The sequence below is a fragment of the Streptomyces milbemycinicus genome (assembly GCF_002154605.1).
Taxonomy (GTDB): domain Bacteria; phylum Actinomycetota; class Actinomycetes; order Streptomycetales; family Streptomycetaceae; genus Streptomyces; species Streptomyces milbemycinicus.
In genome coordinates, this window is sequence record NZ_MUNE01000239.1 from 1 (window position 1) to 15,356 (window position 15,356).

Annotated in this window: 10 protein-coding genes; 2 read left to right on the top strand and 8 right to left on the bottom strand. The window is 72.8% G+C overall.

Annotation, left to right across the window (positions count from 1 at the left end):
- A partial coding sequence (gene fxsT / locus CCN51_RS20105; protein WP_086859944.1) for an FxSxx-COOH system tetratricopeptide repeat protein occupies positions 1 to 3,769 on the top strand: 3,769 nt, incomplete at its 5' end.
- A gap of 110 nt (positions 3,770 to 3,879) precedes the next feature.
- Here fxsT and CCN51_RS20110 read toward each other — a convergent pair.
- The 4 genes from CCN51_RS20110 to CCN51_RS20125 form a co-directional block, all read right to left on the bottom strand.
- Positions 3,880 to 7,710, bottom strand: a complete 3,831-nt coding sequence (locus tag CCN51_RS20110; RefSeq protein ID WP_086859945.1) for a multifunctional oxoglutarate decarboxylase/oxoglutarate dehydrogenase thiamine pyrophosphate-binding subunit/dihydrolipoyllysine-residue succinyltransferase subunit — start codon at positions 7,708 to 7,710, stop codon at positions 3,880 to 3,882.
- Between the two features lie 335 nt (positions 7,711 to 8,045).
- On the bottom strand, positions 8,046 to 9,305 hold the full coding sequence (locus CCN51_RS20115) for a HAMP domain-containing sensor histidine kinase (protein WP_014176477.1): 1,260 nt from the start codon (positions 9,303 to 9,305) through the stop codon (positions 8,046 to 8,048).
- Complete coding sequence (locus CCN51_RS20120) at positions 9,302 to 10,042, bottom strand: response regulator transcription factor (protein WP_014176476.1); 741 nt, start codon at positions 10,040 to 10,042, stop codon at positions 9,302 to 9,304. The genes CCN51_RS20115 and CCN51_RS20120 overlap by 4 nt, the downstream gene beginning before the upstream one ends.
- A gap of 102 nt (positions 10,043 to 10,144) precedes the next feature.
- A complete protein-coding gene (locus CCN51_RS20125) occupies positions 10,145 to 10,885 on the bottom strand; it encodes a spermidine synthase family protein (RefSeq protein ID WP_014176475.1) in 741 nt (246 codons plus the stop codon).
- Between the two features lie 245 nt (positions 10,886 to 11,130).
- On the opposite strand from CCN51_RS20125, the gene CCN51_RS20130 reads away from it, so the two are divergent.
- Positions 11,131 to 12,012 carry a rhomboid-like protein gene (locus CCN51_RS20130; protein ID WP_238545368.1) on the top strand — a complete coding sequence of 294 codons (882 nt, stop codon included), beginning with the start codon at positions 11,131 to 11,133 and terminating at the stop codon, positions 12,010 to 12,012.
- On the opposite strand, the gene CCN51_RS20135 is transcribed toward CCN51_RS20130, so the two are convergent.
- The 4 genes from CCN51_RS20135 to CCN51_RS20150 all read right to left on the bottom strand — a co-directional run.
- Complete coding sequence (locus tag CCN51_RS20135) at positions 11,964 to 12,581, bottom strand: hypothetical protein (protein WP_014176473.1); 618 nt, start codon at positions 12,579 to 12,581, stop codon at positions 11,964 to 11,966. The genes CCN51_RS20130 and CCN51_RS20135 overlap by 49 nt on opposite strands.
- Positions 12,578 to 13,864: a hypothetical protein gene (locus CCN51_RS20140; RefSeq protein ID WP_014176472.1), complete on the bottom strand. Its 1,287-nt coding sequence runs from the start codon at positions 13,862 to 13,864 to the stop codon at positions 12,578 to 12,580. Before CCN51_RS20140 ends, CCN51_RS20135 begins: the two co-directional genes overlap by 4 nt.
- Positions 13,861 to 14,658, bottom strand: coding sequence for an ABC transporter ATP-binding protein (locus CCN51_RS20145; protein WP_014176471.1), 798 nt, complete (start codon positions 14,656 to 14,658; stop codon positions 13,861 to 13,863). Before CCN51_RS20145 ends, CCN51_RS20140 begins: the two co-directional genes overlap by 4 nt.
- Positions 14,655 to 15,356, bottom strand: a 702-nt coding sequence (locus CCN51_RS20150) for a zf-HC2 domain-containing protein (protein WP_245881654.1), incomplete at its 5' end; no start/stop codon positions are given. The genes CCN51_RS20150 and CCN51_RS20145, both read right to left, overlap by 4 nt.

A 15,356-nucleotide genomic window follows, 5' to 3' on the forward strand; every position in this document is an offset into this window, starting at 1 on the left:
GGTCCCGCCCTGCGCCGAGTTGGCGGCGGGCCTGCGGGGGCTGTTCGGGGCGGTCGGGGTGTCCTTGCGGGTGTTCGCGCTGCGGGTGCACTGCGACCCGGGCACCGTGTCGCGCTATCTGAACGGGACCGCCGTCGCCCCGGCCGAGTTCGTGGACACGCTGCTGACCCACGCCGCCAAGGCCACCGGGCGGCCGTCCTCGCCCGAGGTCATCGCCCATGTGCATGGTCTGCAACGGCGGGCGTTGCAGGCTACCAACAGGTCCCGCTGGGAGCTGCAGAACCTCCGTGACCAGCTCGCCGACGCCGACCGGCGGCGCCAGCAGGCCGAGGTGCGGGCGGAGGCGCTGACCGAGGCGTTGCAGGCGCGGAAACAGCGGATCGCGGAGATGGAGATCGAGCAGCGGCAGCTCGCCGTGTCGATGTCGGTCGAGCGCGACGGACGCGACGGGCGCGACGGGCGCGGCGCCGAGGTGGAGCTGCTGCGGGACGAGCGGGAGCGGTTACGCGGTGAACGGGACCGGCTGAAGGAGGAAGTCGCCCGGCTACAGGACGAGTTGCACCAGGCGCGGCGGCAGGCCCTGGAGGCCGAGCGGCGGTGCGAGGAGCTGGAGCACCAACTGCAGGCGGGGGAGGAGGTGGCGGCCGAGCAGGCCGAGGCCGAGGACCCCGTGGCGCACCGGCTGTGGCTGGCGGAGGAGCAGGCCATCGCCGCGGAGGAGCGGGCCCGGCGGCTGGAGTGGGAGCTCGACCGGATGCGGAGCGGGGACAGCGGGCGCAGCTCCCCGGCCTCCTCCTCGGGGGACCAGGTGATCGTGGGGCACCACGGGGACGTGGTGTACGTGCCTTCGCCGCCGGACCCAGGCCCGTCCGGCCGTCTCCCCGGCCACCTCCGCGGCCATCTGCCCGTCATCGTGACGTACGCCGGGCCCAACCGCCCCTGGGCGGCCTGGGTCGCCCAGCGCCTGGAGGCGACGGGTGTCGCGCGCGAGGAGATCACCGTCCGGCGCTGGGACCCCGCGGCCGAGCCGTCCCAGGACCTGGGCCGCGCGGTGGCCGATCTGCTCGGCGACGACGCCTTCCATCTGCTGTTGCTGAGCGAGCACTTCTTCGGCCTCGACTCGGCCCGTGCCGAGGAGGACTGGGAGGCGGCGCTGGGGACCGCTGCCGTACGCGGGCGCGCGGACCGGATCGCCGCCTTCGTCGTCAGTAATCACCCGCTGCCGGTCGTCGTCGCCCGGCTGGGGGCCGTCGGGCTGTTGGGGGCCGGCGAGGAGGAGTGCGAGTGGCGGCTGTTGCGCGCGCTCGGCGTGAGCGCGGCCCCGGCCAGGGCGAACGGTGGTCGGCAACGGTCCAGGCTGCCCGGGGATCCGCCCGAGCTGTGGGACGGGGTGCCGCGCCGCAACCCCTCTTTCACTGGCCGGGACCTGCTCCTGGAGCGGATCAACGACTGTCTGCGGGATGCCCCCGCCGAGGCCGCGGTGTGCGCGCTCGTGGGGCTGCCGGGCATCGGCAAGACCCAGCTCGCCACCGAGTACGCGTATCGATTCGGCGCCGAGTACGACGTGGTGTGGTGGGCCTCGGCGCATGAGCGCGGGGTGCTGGAGGAGCGGCTGGGCGGGCATCTGGCGGATTACGGCAAGGACGTTCAGGGGTACTCCGCGTCCGCCCGGGCCGGGGCCACGCTGGACAAACTGCGCCGGGGCGTGCCGTCCGACCGCTGGCTGCTCGTCCTCGACGGGGCCGACACCCCGGAGGCCGTCGCCGATCTGCTGCCGGGCGGGCGCGGCCATGTGCTGATCACCTCGCAGAACCGCGGCTGGGGCGACCATTACGTCGAGCTGCTGGACGTGCCGCCGTTCAGCAGGGGCGAGAGCGTGGCGTTCGTACGCGCCCGCGCCCCACGGCTGAGCCGCGAGGAGGCCGGCGCGCTCGCCGCCGCCGTGGAGGACCTGCCGCTGCCGCTCGACCAGACTGCGGGCTGGCTGCGCGGCTCGACGATGCCCGCCGAGGAGTACAGCCGAAAGCTGCGCGAAGGCGGGACGGTGCCAGTGAAGTCCGGGGTGGTGTACCCGGCGCCGTACGCCTCCGCGTTCAAGGAGCTCATCCGGCGGTTGCAGGCGCACTCACAGCTTGCCGCCGACCTGCTCCAGCTGTGCGCGGTCTTCGGGCCGGGCCCGGTGCCGCTCGCGCTGCTGCGGGCCGTTCCGGGGAAGCTGGTCTCCCCGGCGGTGGCGTCGCTGCTGGAGGACCCCACCCACTTCGAGGTCACTGTCGGGAAGCTGGTGCAGCACTCCGTGGTCCGGCGGGAGGGGGAGGTGCTGCACCTGCACCGGTTCGTCTGTGACGCGGTGCGCAGAAGGAGGCCGGAGGGCCGCCGGGACAAGGACGCCCAGGTCATCCGTGGCGCCCTCGTCGCGGCTCACCCGGGACAGCCCGAGGACCCCGCCACCTGGCCGCGCTACGCCGAACTCGTGCCGTATCTCGAACTGTCCGGCAGGCAGCTGGGCCTCGACTGTCTGACCTATCTGACACTCAGCGGCGATTACGCGACGGCCCTGCGCCTCGTCGACGAGGTCACCGATGCGCCCGCTACGGACGGGGAGCTGATCCTGCGCTGCAGCGCCCTGCTGCGGGCGACTGGGAACTACGCCCGGTCCGAGCGGCTGGACCGGGGGGTCCTGGACGAGTCTGACGAGGCCGACTCGCCTGCCGCGATGAACGCACTCTCCGCCGACCTGCGGGGCCTGGGCCGCTACGCCGAGGCGTACGAGCTCTGCCAGCGGCAGGCGGACCTCTCCCCGCCGCCCAAGGACAGCCCGGACCACCTACGCGCTCGGGCCGAACTGGCCGCCTCGCTGCGGGCGCTCGGCCATTACGGGTCGGCGCTGGACGTGGACGAGCTGGTCCTGGAGCGCCGGAGAGCGACCCTGGGGAGCGGCCATCTCGAGACGCTGGCCTCCGAGACGGACTACGCCTGGGACCTGTTGCTGATGGGCCGCTATGCGGAGGCCCTGGCCCACCAGTCCCGCAGCGTCGAGCGGCACCACGCGGGCCCGGGGAGCCAGACCCCGCACACGCTGATGGCCGAGTGCGCCCTGGCGGCGTGCCAGCTCAGTTGCGGTGAGGTGGAATCCGGCACGGCCCTGCTCGCCGTGGTGCTGGGTCGCGCGGAGCGGCTGCTGGGGAAGGCAGCTCCGCCGTCCCTGATGATCGCCTCCCGTTACTCCAGTGCGCTCAGACACAGGGGCCGCCTCGAACAGGCGTGGCCGCTTGCGGCCTTCGTCGCCGATGCCTATAAGGCGAGCCTGGGAGCCCAGCACCCGCACACCATCGGCGCCTCGGCGAACACCGGGGTCCTGATGCTGATGTACGGCGAGGCCAAGCAGGCGTGGGCGGTGCTGGACAATGCCCTGACCGATATGGCCGCGGCACTCGGCGAGGATCACCCCTGGACGCTGGGGATCGCTGTCAACACCGCCGCCACCTACGCGGCCATGGGAGACCGGACGGACGCCTGTGCGCTGAGCCGGGAGGCCGCGCTGCGGGCCGAGACGGCGCTGGGCCAGCGGCATCCGCTGACCCTGGCGGCGCGGCTCGCGCTGGCCGCGGACGTGCGGGAAATCAAGGGCGGGCGGGACGAGGCGTGGGCGATCCAGCGGGCGGCGTTCGATGACCTCCAGGATCTCCTGGGGGCGGAGCACCCCCAGGTGGTGGCGGCGCGGCAACATGCCCGCCTTCTGTGGGACTTCGCGCCGCTGCCCGCCTGACCGTCCCGCCCGACCGTACGAGAGCGCACCGTACGCCGGAAGGCCCGGCTCCCGCGCACTGAACAGTGCGCGGGAGCCGGGCCTTCCGTACGGATACGATCCGCAGCCGGTCAGATCTCCAAGACCTCGTTGACCAGCGCCTGCTGCTCCGCCTGGTGCCGCTTGTTCGACCCCACCGCCGGGGAGGAGGAGTGCGGCCGGGACACCCGGACGAGCCGCTCGGAGGCCGGCAGGTCCGCGCCCACCGAGAGCTCCAGGTGGTCGATCAGGTTGAGCGCGACGAACGGCCACGCGCCCTGGTTCGCCGGTTCCTCCTGCGCCCAGACGAACTTCTGGACGCCGGAGTACTTGGCGATCTCGGCCTGCAGCTCGGCGCCCGGCAGCGGGTACAGCCGCTCCAGCCGGATGATGGCCGTGTCCGTCAGCCCGCGCTTGTCCCGCTCGGCGGCCAGGTCGTAGTAGACCTTGCCCGAGGTGAAGACGACCTTGCGGACCGCGGCCGGGTCGACCGTCTCGTCGCCGATGACCGGGCGGAAGGAGCCGTTCAGGAACTCCTCGGTCTTGGAGGCCGCCGCCTTCAGACGCAGCATCGACTTCGGGGTGAAGACGACCAGCGGCTTGTGGTGCGGGTTGTGCACCTGCCAGCGCAGCAGGTGGAAGTAGTTCGACGGCAGCGTCGGCGCGGCGACCGTCATGTTGTTCTGCCCGCACAGCTGGAGGAAGCGCTCGATACGGGCCGAGGAGTGGTCCGGGCCCTGGCCCTCGTAGCCGTGCGGGAGCAGCAGTGTGACGCCGGAGGTCTGGCCCCACTTCTGCTCGGCCGAGCTGATGAACTCGTCGACGATCGTCTGCGCGCCGTTGACGAAGTCACCGAACTGGGCCTCCCACATGACCAGCGCGTCCGGCCGGGCCAGCGAGTAGCCGTACTCGAAGCCCATCGCCGCGTACTCGCTGAGCAGCGAGTCGTAGACGTTGTAGCGGGCCTGCTCGTCGGTGAGGTAGAGCAGCGGGGTGTAGTCCTCGCCGGTCTCCCGGTCCACCAGCACCGCGTGGCGCTGGCCGAAGGTGCCGCGGCGGGAGTCCTGGCCGGCCAGGCGGACGGGGGTGCCCTCCATCAGCAGCGAGCCGATGGCCAGGGTCTCGCCCATGCCCCAGTCGATCGTGTCGTCCTCGATCATCGCCGCGCGCCGCTGGAGCTGCGGGTACAGCCGCGGGTGGACGGTGATCCGGTCGGGGATGTTGACCTGGGACTCGGCGATCCGCTTGACGATCTCCTGGCTGACGGCCGTGGAGACCGCCACCGGGAACTCCGGCTGCGGCTCGGGGACCGCGGTCGGGGTCGGCTGGGAGGTGGCGTCGCGGACCTCGGTGAAGACCTTCTCCAGCTGGCCCTGGAAGTCCTGCAGCGCCTGCTCGGCCTCTTCCAGGGTGATGTCGCCGCGACCGATCAGCGACTCGGTGTAGAGCTTGCGCACCGAGCGCTTCTTGTCGATCAGGTCGTACATCAGCGGCTGGGTGAAGCCGGGGTTGTCGGTCTCGTTGTGACCGCGGCGGCGGTAGCAGATGAGGTCGATGACCACGTCCTTGTTGAACGCCTGGCGGAACTCGAAGGCGAGGCGCGCGACGCGCACCACGGCCTCCGGGTCGTCGCCGTTGACGTGGAAGATCGGCGCTTCGATCATGCGCGCGACGTCCGTGGCGTACATCGAGGAGCGGGACGCGGCCGGGGCGGCGGTGAAGCCGACCTGGTTGTTGATGACGATGTGCACGGTGCCGCCGGTGCGGTAGCCGCGCAGCTGCGACATGTTCAGCGTCTCGGCCACGACGCCCTGGCCCGCGAAGGCGGCGTCGCCGTGCAGGGCGACGGGCAGGACGGTGAAGTCGGTGCCGGCCTTGCCGATGATGTCCTGCTTGGCGCGGACCACGCCCTCCAGGACCGGGTCCACCGCCTCCAGGTGGGAGGGGTTGGCGGTCAGCGAGACGGCGATCTGCTCGCCGTCCAGGCCGGTGAAGGTGCCCTCGGCGCCCAGGTGGTACTTCACATCGCCGGAGCCGTGCATCGACTTCGGGTCGAGGTTGCCCTCGAACTCGCGGAAGATCTGCGCGTACGACTTGCCGACGATGTTGGCGAGGACGTTGAGCCGGCCGCGGTGGGCCATACCGATGACGACCTCGTCCAGGCGCGACTCGGCGGCGGCGTCCAGCACCGCGTCGAGCAGCGGGATGACGGACTCGCCGCCCTCCAGCGAGAAGCGCTTCTGGCCGACGTACTTCGTCTGCAGGAAGGTCTCGAACGCCTCGGCCGCGTTGAGCCGGCGCAGGATCCGCAGCTGCTCGTCGCGCTCCGGCTTGGCGTGCGGGCGCTCCACGCGGTCCTGGATCCACTTGCGCTGCTTCGGGTCCTGGATGTGCATGAACTCGATGCCGGTGGTGCGGCAGTACGAGTCGCGCAGCACGCCCAGGATGTCGCGCAGGTTCATCATCGTCTTGCCGGCGAAGCCGCCGACGGCGAACTCGCGCTCCAGGTCCCACAGGGTGAGCCCGTGCTCGATGATGTCCAGGTCGGGGTGCTTGCGCTGGCGGTACTCCAGCGGGTCGGTGTCGGCCATGACGTGGCCGCGGACCCGGTAGGAGTGGATCAGGTCGAAGACGCGCGCGGCCTTGGTGACGTCGTCGTCGTGCGAGACGTCGATGTCGCGCAGCCAGCGGACCGGCTCGTACGGGATCCGCAGCGCCTTGAAGATCTCGTCGTAGAAGTCGTTCTCGCCGAGCAGCAGCTGGCTCATGATCCGCAGGAACTCGCCGGAGGCGGCGCCCTGGATCACCCGGTGGTCATAGGTGCTGGTCAGCGTCATGACCTTGGCGATGCCCAGCTTGTTCAGGGTGTCCTGCGACGTGCCCTGGAACTCGGCCGGGTACTCCATGGCGCCGACGCCGATGATCAGGCCCTGTCCGGGCATCAGCCGCGGCACGGAGTGCACGGTGCCGATGCCGCCCGGGTTGGTGAGGGAGGCGGTGACGCCGGTGAAGTCCTCCATCGTCAGCTTGTTCGCGCGGGCGCGGCGGACGATGTCCTCGTAGGCCTGCCAGAACTCGAAGAAGTTCAGCGTCTCGGCCTTCTTGATCGCCGCGACGACGAGCTGGCGGTCGCCGTTGGGCTTGACCAGGTCGATGGCGAGGCCGAGGTTGATGTGCTCGGGCTTGACCAGGGTCGGCTTGCCGTCCTTCTCGGTGAACGAGTGGTTCATCGAGGGCATCGCCTTCAGCGCCTGCACCATGGCGTAGCCGATCAGGTGCGTGAAGGACACCTTGCCGCCACGGGCGCGCTTGAGGTGGTTGTTGATGACGATGCGGTTGTCGAACAGCAGCTTGACCGGGACGGCGCGCACGGAGGTGGCCGTCGGCAGCTGGAGGCTGGCGTTCATGTTCTTCGCCACGGCGGCCGAGGGGCCACGCAGTGTGACGTACTCCGGACCGGCGCCCGGGGCGGCCGGCTCGGCGGCCTTGGCCGGCGCAGTCTTGGCGGCGGGCGCGGCCTTGGCCGGCGCGGCGGCCGGGGCCGGAGCCGCGGGCTTCACCGGAGCCGGGGCCGGGGCGGCCTGCTGGGCGGCGGGCGGCACGGCCGGGGCGGCGGGCTTCACCGGAGCCGGCGCGGCACCGTTGCTCACCGGGGCCGGCGCGGCGGCGCCGGTACCGGCCGCCCCCGCAGCGGCCGGGGCCGGCGCGGACTCGGCCACCGCGGAGCTGGTGTCCTGGCCCGGCTTGTAGTCGGCGAAGAAGTCCCACCAGGCTCGGTCGACCGAGTTCGGGTCCTGGAGGTACTGCTGGTAGATCTCGTCGACGAGCCACTCGTTGGGACCGAACGCGGCGGCAGGGTTACTCCCCTGACCGTCCTGCTGGTCGGTCGAGACGCTCGAACTGTTGGGGGACTGTGGCGACACGGCGGCAACCGCCCTCTTCCGCTTCCTAAAGGTGGTGGACAGCGGGAATAAAGGCTACGCCTCTCGGCCCCCTACGTGCAGGCCGCACTGGTCATCGTCGTGCAAGTCACATTGATCGGCTGGTTTCGGGGCCTGAGGCGGCGGGAATCACCGCTGGTTCTGGTGCGCGACGGGAACGCGAAAATGCGCCCACACCCGCTCGGATGTGCGCGACCGTCGACGCATGTGCGCCTTCGTTGACGACTTTACGTCAATTTTGATCTCTGTGGGGCGCGGGTTCGTCTAGAGGATCTGCCAGAGATCCCGCGGAGGGCCGTCAGCGGCTCTCAGCGGTCTCAGGGCTCTTTGGACTGGGTCCCCGGCAGGCTGACCTTGATCCGGCAGCCCCGGGGCGACTCGGCCACGCCTATCCGCCCCCCGTGCAGGTCCACCGCCCACCGCGCGATGGCGAGCCCCAGCCCCGTACCGCCGTCGCTGCCCTGCCCCGGCCCGCGCGGCGCGCCCGGCTTTCCGCCCTGTGCGGACGGGCCGCCCCGGTTGAAGCGCTCGAAGACCCGGTGGCGCTCGGCCTCCGGGATCCCCGGACCCTCGTCCAGGACCTCCAGCTCCAGGCTCTCCGGGCCCTCGCCGCGCCTCGCCCGTACGGTGACGCGGCCATGTGCCGGGGAGTGCTTCACGGCGTTGTCGATGAGATTCGCCACGACCTGGTGCAGCCGCTCCACATCGGCGTGCCCGGCCAGGTCGGACGGGAAGACGTCCAGGTTGAGGTGGACGTCCTTGCGGGCGTGCGCGCCCGAGCTGCCGGCCGCGTACGCGCTCTTGGCCATGCTGGCCTCCTTGAGGATCCCGGCCAGATACGGCCAGACCTCGAAGCGCCGCGCGTACAGCGGCACCACACCCTTGTCCAGCCGGGACAGGTCGAGCAGCTGCTCGACCAGCCGGCCCAGCCGCTCGGTCTGGCGCAGCGCGATGCGCATCGTCTCCGGGTCGGCCTCCGAGACCCCGTCCACGACGTTCTCCAGGACCGCGCGTAGCGCCGCGATGGGGGTGCGCAGCTCATGGGAGACGTTCGCGACCATCTCCTTGCGCTGGGTGTCCACGGCCTCCAGGTCGGCGGCCATCCGGTTGAAGGAGGTGGCCAGGGCGCCGAACTCGTCGCCCCGCTGGGCGGCGCTCACCCGGCGGGTGTAGTCGCCGTGCGCCATCGCCCGGGTGACCTCGGTCATCTCGTCCAGGGGGGCGGTCAGGCCGTGCGCCACGAACTGAGTGATCAGCAGCGAGGCGATGATCGAGAAGATGGTGATGATGCGCAGCTCGGTGTCCGAGTGCATCGCCGCGAACACCAGCAGCGTGGTGATGATCACCGAGCCGATGACCAGCGCGCCGAGCGCGGCCTTCACCGACCGGTACGGGTCGAACGGCTTCAGGGCCTCCCACAGCCGGTCCCACAGCCGGTCCCACTGGCGGCCCCAGGCAGCGCGCCAGGTCTCACGCCAGGTCTCACGCCAGGTGTGGCGCCAGGTCTCGCGGCGCCAGGCCGCACGGCGCCAGGTCTCGCGGCTCCAGACGGCCGTTCGGCGGCCCGAAGGCCTCATGGCGCCGGGGTCTCCAGGGCGTATCCCACGCCGTGCACCGTACGGATCCGCTCCGCGCCGATCTTCCGGCGCAGCGCCTTGATATGGCTGTCCACGGTCCGGGTGCCCGAGGCGTCCGCCCAGTCCCAGACCTCCGCGAGCAGCTGCTCCCGGGAGAGCACCGCGCGCGGCGTGTTGGCCAGACAGACCAGCAGATCGAACTCGGTCGGGGTGAGATGCACATCCACGCCGCGCACCCGCACCCGGCGCTGTGCGTGGTCGATCTCCAGCTCGCCGAGGCGCAGAATGCCGCTGCGCGGGGTGTGCGCGGCGAGCGCCGCCCGCTCGACGCGTCTGAGCAGCACATGCACCCGCGCGGCCAGTTCACGCATGGAGAACGGCTTGGTCATGTAGTCGTCGGCGCCGACGCCCAGGCCCACCAGCATGTCGGTCTCGTCGTCGCGCGCGGTCAGCATCAGCACCGGCACCGGGCGCGTGGCCTGCACCCGGCGGCAGACCTCCAGGCCGTCGAACCCGGGCAGCATCACGTCGAGCACCAGCAGGTCCGGCTGCCACGCCTGGGCCGTATCGACGGCCGCCGGGCCGTCCCCGGCCGTCTGCACCTGGAACCCCTCGGCGCGCAGCCGGGCCGCGATGGCGTCCACTATGGTCGGATCGTCCTCGACGACCAGGATCCGGCGCTGTGCTCCCGGCGTGGTCGTGGCGGCTCCGTTGTGGCTGCTGTGAGTCTGCTCCATGCGCCCGCCCCTGCTTTGTTCCGTGAAACCGCGGCTCGTGGCTGGTCAATTGCCCGGCCGCGCGCGCTGGCAAGCAGCGTAAAGGCAGCCTACGCGGCTCGGCTACGCGCCTCGAATCGCCAGGTGGACCGCGTCCGGGACACCTCGGGCAACGCTGATCTCTTCGGTCCGCACCCCCGTGAAACCGGCATTCCGGAGAGCTTCCTCGAATGCGGACGAGGGCTGGGCGGACCATACCGCGAGCACTCCGCCGGGGGCGAGGCGGGCCCGGCAGGCGGCGAGACCCGCGGGGGAGTAGAGGCCGTCGTTGTCCTCGGTGACCGTCCAGTCGGGGCCGTTGTCGATGTCCAGGCACAGCGCGTCGTACGGTTCGGGCGCTGCTGCGGCGCCCGAGTGCAGATGGGCGACCAGATCGGCCCTGATGACCTCGGTACGGGGATCGGCGAGCGCGGCCGCGGAGATCCGCCCCAGCGGGCCGGTGCGGTGCCAGTCGATGACCGCCTCCTCGCGCTCCACCACCGCGATCCGGCCCCACCGCGGCTCGGCCGCCGCCTCGGCCAGCGAGAACCCGACGCCAAGGCCGCCGATCAGCAGCGCGGGCGCCTGGCGGCCGGCGGGCAGCGCGTTCAGGGCGGCGCGGATCAGAAGGCGCTCGGAGCGGCCGTCGGAGGTGTCCATCAGAAAGCACCCGTTGGCGATGATCTCGAAAACGGGCTGTGCGCTGCCGGGGCCGGGGTCCCCCTCGCCGCGCCGCCGCAGCACCACCTCGCCGTACGGGCCCTCGCGACGGTCGAGGGTCACGGGGCGGTCGGGGTCGGCTGCGGTGTCGTACGGCGGGTGCACGGTGGTCGAGGTCCTTCCGGGGGCGCTGAGGTTCGGGCTGCGGGGCTTGGGATTCGGCTGCGGGCGGGGCGCTTCGCCGCCCACCCCTGCCCGAATCTACCCATCGGGGCCGAGCCGGCCCAGGACGGCTGTGGCGGCGTTCACAACCGCGGGGCCGGCTCCGCTGACATGAAGTGCGGCCCGGCCGTTGTTGTGACGAGATGGCGGGGAGAGGGACGGGAGCGGCAAGAGAAAGGAGCGCCGGCGTGACGGAGACGCAAGCGGCCGGTACGGCGGCCGGTGAACCACACCGGGCTTCGCGCCCGCCGAAGCGTTGCCGCGCCGCCACGCGCCGCGTGGCCACGGCCTCCCACTCGGGCCCAGTAGCCCCCGACGCCGCCACGCCACAGCTCTCCCCGGTCCCGCGCGCCCGTGTCTCCCCGGTGGACGCCCCCGCGAGCAGCGCCGTACGTACGCGCCCGGCCTCTGCTCTCGCCCGTTTCAGGTGGGCGCGGATCGTGCCCAGTCCGGCGCGGACGCCGTTCACGCTCGGTTACGCCGTGGTCCTGGTCGTCACCGGGCTGTTCTCCCGGCTCGCGGACCCGGACCTCGTGCACGACGTACTGACCCACTCCAGCACCGACGTCGTGAACCTCTCCGACCGGCCGGTGCTGGTGCTGTTCGCCAGCGCGGTGTGGGTCGCGGGCGGCGTGCTGACGCCGTACATCCTGGCCTTCCTCCTCGTGGTCGGCGCGCTGGAGCGGCGGCTGGGCGGCTGGCGGACCGCCGGGGTGTTTCTGCTCGGGCATGTGCTGGCGACGCTGATGACCGAGCTGCCCGTGGCCGCCTCGGTCGCCGCCGGGCAGCTGCCCGACAGCTCGCTGCGCCGGCTCGACTACGGCATCAGCTACGGGCTGCTCGCCTGCACCGGCGCGCTCGCCGGGCTGCTGTGGCCCCGGCTGCGCTGGACGCTGCTCGGCGGGATCACGCTGGTGCTCGTCCTGGACCTGGTGGAGTTCACCGATCCGCTCACCGACTGCGGCCATCTGCTCGCCCTGACGACCGGCGTCCTGTGCTGGCCGTACATACGGCGGGCCGTTCAGCGGCGCGAGCCGGGGCCCTCCGGACGGGCGCCGCGCAGCGCGTAGAGGCAGGTGCCCGCGGCGAACAGCGCGGCCGCCGTCCACCACGCCGCCCGCTGCGGCCCCGGCTGGACCGACCAGGCCCAGACCGCGCCGGGGCCGCCCGGCTCGGCCCGCGCCGTGAAGTAGACCGCGCCGGTGTGCACCAGCATCGGCAGCCAGCTCAGCCGGGCGCCGATGAGCGCGGCGGCCAGGGCGGTGACCCCCACGGAGCCCAGGACGTTACGGGCCATGGCGTACGCCCCGTACACCTGTGACTCGCCCGGGACGGCCATCGCCAGCAGCCCCGCCGCCACCGCAGTGAGCAGCAGCAGCTGACAGGCGCGCCGCGGCCACCAGGGGCGTACGGCGGTCCGGTCCAGCTCCTCGCTGTGGGTGTACAGACTCGCCCCGATCGCGGCCGAGACCAGCAGCGGTGCGAGGACGACCAGCGGCTGGCGGGCCCGCGGACCGAGGCCGGACCCCGAGACGAGCCAGTCCGCGAACCAGGCGGTGGCGGGCGCGGCGGCGATCAGAACGCCGACCGTCACGGGCAGGGCGCGCGAGCGCGCGTACAGCAGCAGGTTCGTGGTCACAGGGCCGTCACCCGCTCCGGGTGGCAGGAGCGCACGGCGGCGAAGTAGCCGCCGAGCCAGCGGGTGCGTTCGGCGTCGGGCATGGCTTTGAGCTTCGCCAGCGCGCGGGTGTAGCCCGGAGCGTCCTGGCCGATGGGCGGCTCGGGCCGGGGCATCGGCGCCAGCCATTCGGCCACGGCCTCGCTGAGGTCGTTGTAGCGCTCCTTGTCCGAGACGCCCGGGCAGGGCGGCGCCGTCGCGTCGAGGGCGGCGTTGGCCGCGAACATCTCCGGCTCGACGATCCGGTTGCGCCGGAAGTAGTAGTCCCAGCCGAACAGCGTCGCGTCGGTGCGGCGCGCCCGGTGGCCATCGCCACGGCTCTCGACGATGCGGGTGGGGGCGTTCGGTATGGCGCGCAGTTTCGCGCTCAGCCCGGCCAGCGCCGCCGACGCGTCCGGCAGCATCCGGCCGTGCGTCCGCGACGCGCAGACGCGCGGCGCGCCGTCGTCGCAGACCAGCGCCGCGCTCGCCGGGTCAGGGCGCCATACGCCCTCGCCCGTCTGCACGATCAGCACGGCCGCGGTGGCCGCGGCGGCGAGCGGCGCGAGCGCCAGCGCGCGGGCCCGGCGGCGGGTGGCGTAGGCCAGCAGCGCGGCCGCGGCCAGCCCGGCCATCCACACCATCGAGACGGGGCCGAACCACCACACCGGCCGGTCCCAGGCGTACACATGCTCCTTGCCGGGGCTCAGCCAGGCGATGGGTGAGTCCTGATTGGCGATGTAAGGGTCGACGCTGAAGACGGCCAGGGCCACCAGAGGAGGGGCCAGCCGCCACGGCACGAGCCGGCCGACGAGGAACCCGAGCGCGGCGAGCGAGCCGATCGCCGTCGCGTCCGCCGCGAGCATCGACGCGTACGGGCCGCCGACGTCGCTCGCGTATTGCCACGTCGCGGCCAGGCACACGGCGGCCGTGAGCAGATACCCGACCACCGGCCACAGAACGGTGGGCGCCGCGGCCAGCAGGGTCCGCCGCAGACGGGCCCGCGACACCGTGGCCAGCAGCTCCTCGGTCCCGCGCCGCCGCTCCCGCCCGCCCTGCCAGCACGCGGCCGCGGCCGCCAGCGGGGCGCCGACTATCACCCCGGCGCTGCGCAGCATGTCGGTCGTGTCGGTCCAGCCGGTCAGCCAGCCGTCGGCCCGGTCGTACATGGCGAACAGCAGCGCGGCCAGCGTGGCGGCCCCGGCGGGCAGGCCGACGCCGCGGCGGAGTTCGGCGCGCAGGGGGTGGGTGGTGGTCCGGCTCATCGGGTCACCGACCATCCGGAGGTGGTAGGTGCGGCGCCGGACCGGTGGCGCCGCAGGGCCACGGCGTAGCCGCGCTCGATCGGGTTGTCGCCGAAGTCCTCCGCCCCCGCCTCCTCGCCGAGCGCGGCCAGGGCGTGCGGCGTACCGCGGTAGGCCACCCGGCCCGCCCCGATGAGCGTGACCTCCGTACAGGCCGCGGCGACATCCTCGACCAGATGGGTCGAGACGATCACCGTCGCGTCGCGGCCCAGCTCCCGCAGCAGCGCCCGGAAGTCCACCCGCTGCTCCGGGTCGAGCCCGGCCGTCGGCTCGTCGAGAAGCAGCAGATCCGGGTCGTTGACGATCGCCTGGGCGATGCCGACGCGGCGCACCATGCCGCCCGACAGGGTGCGGATCTTCGCATCGATGCGATCGGTCAGCCCGACCCGCGCGACCGCGCCCTCCACGGCGGCGGAGGCGGCGGCGCGCGGCATCTCCTTCAGCCACGCCACGTATGCGACGAATTCGCGCACCGTGAAGCCCGGGTAGTAGCCGAACTCCTGCGGCAGATAGCCCAGCCTGCGGCGTACGGCGGTGCGGTGCGCGGGCGCCGAGACATCGCCGCCGAGCAGTTCCACCCGCCCGGAGGTGGGCGGGGCGACGGTCGCGAGGACGCGGATCAGGGAGGTCTTGCCCGCGCCATTGGGGCCGAGCAGGCCGTGCACGCCGGTGCCGAAGGCGAGGTCGACGGCGTCGAGGGCGGTGGTCCTGCGGTGCCGGACCGTGAGCTTGCGTACGGAGGCGGCGCTGTTCACATGCGCTCCAGGCGATCGAAGGAGGTACGGCGCAGGGCCAGCAGCCCGGCGCAAAGGGCCGCTGCCGCTGCCCAGCAGCTCTGGGCGGCGGGGCCGGAGAGGACGGCGGCGAGGGAGCCGGACATGGAGTCGGCGAGGGAGAGGCGTTCACCGTCGGCCGGGCCCACGAGGAGGGCCGGGGCCCCGACGGCCAGCAGCCAGCCCGCGGTGACCGCGCAGGTGGCGATCCGGCAGCCGACGTACGAGGCGAGGGCGAGCGCGGCGAGCGTGAGCGCGAGCCCCGGCAGCAGCCAGGCCGAGGCGGCGGGCGCCCCGGCGGCGGCGGGCATCAGCAGCCCGGTCAGGGTCAGCAGCGGCACGGACACGGCGAGCACGGCCGCCGTACGGGTCAGCAGCAGCCGCAGCCCGCCGGACGGCGTGGACGCGGTGAGTTCGTGCATCGGGTCGGCGTGCCGCCCGTACGAGACGGCCACTCCGGCGGACGGCAGTACGGGCGCGAGCGCCAGCAACAGCGGCCGCACCCCCGAGACCCCGGCGGCCCGCGCGGCCCCGGCCGCGACCAGGCCCGTCACCACCAGCGCGATCAGCCAGGACCCCCCACACAACGCGGGCCCCGGCGCTTCCGGCTCCGGCTCCGGCTCGGGGCAGTCCGGGGGCCGCGGGCGCGGCTGTCGGCGGGCGCTGCTGCTTCCTGGCCG

Coding starts and splice junctions, on each gene's coding strand:
- CCN51_RS20115 (WP_014176477.1), bottom strand. CDS start 9,305: ATGAGGCCTTCGGGCCGCCGAACGGCCGTCTGGAGCCGCGAGACCTGG.
- CCN51_RS20140 (WP_014176472.1), bottom strand. CDS start 13,864: ATGAGCCGGACCACCACCCACCCCCTGCGCGCCGAACTCCGCCGCGGC.
- CCN51_RS20120 (WP_014176476.1), bottom strand. CDS start 10,042: ATGGAGCAGACTCACAGCAGCCACAACGGAGCCGCCACGACCACGCCG.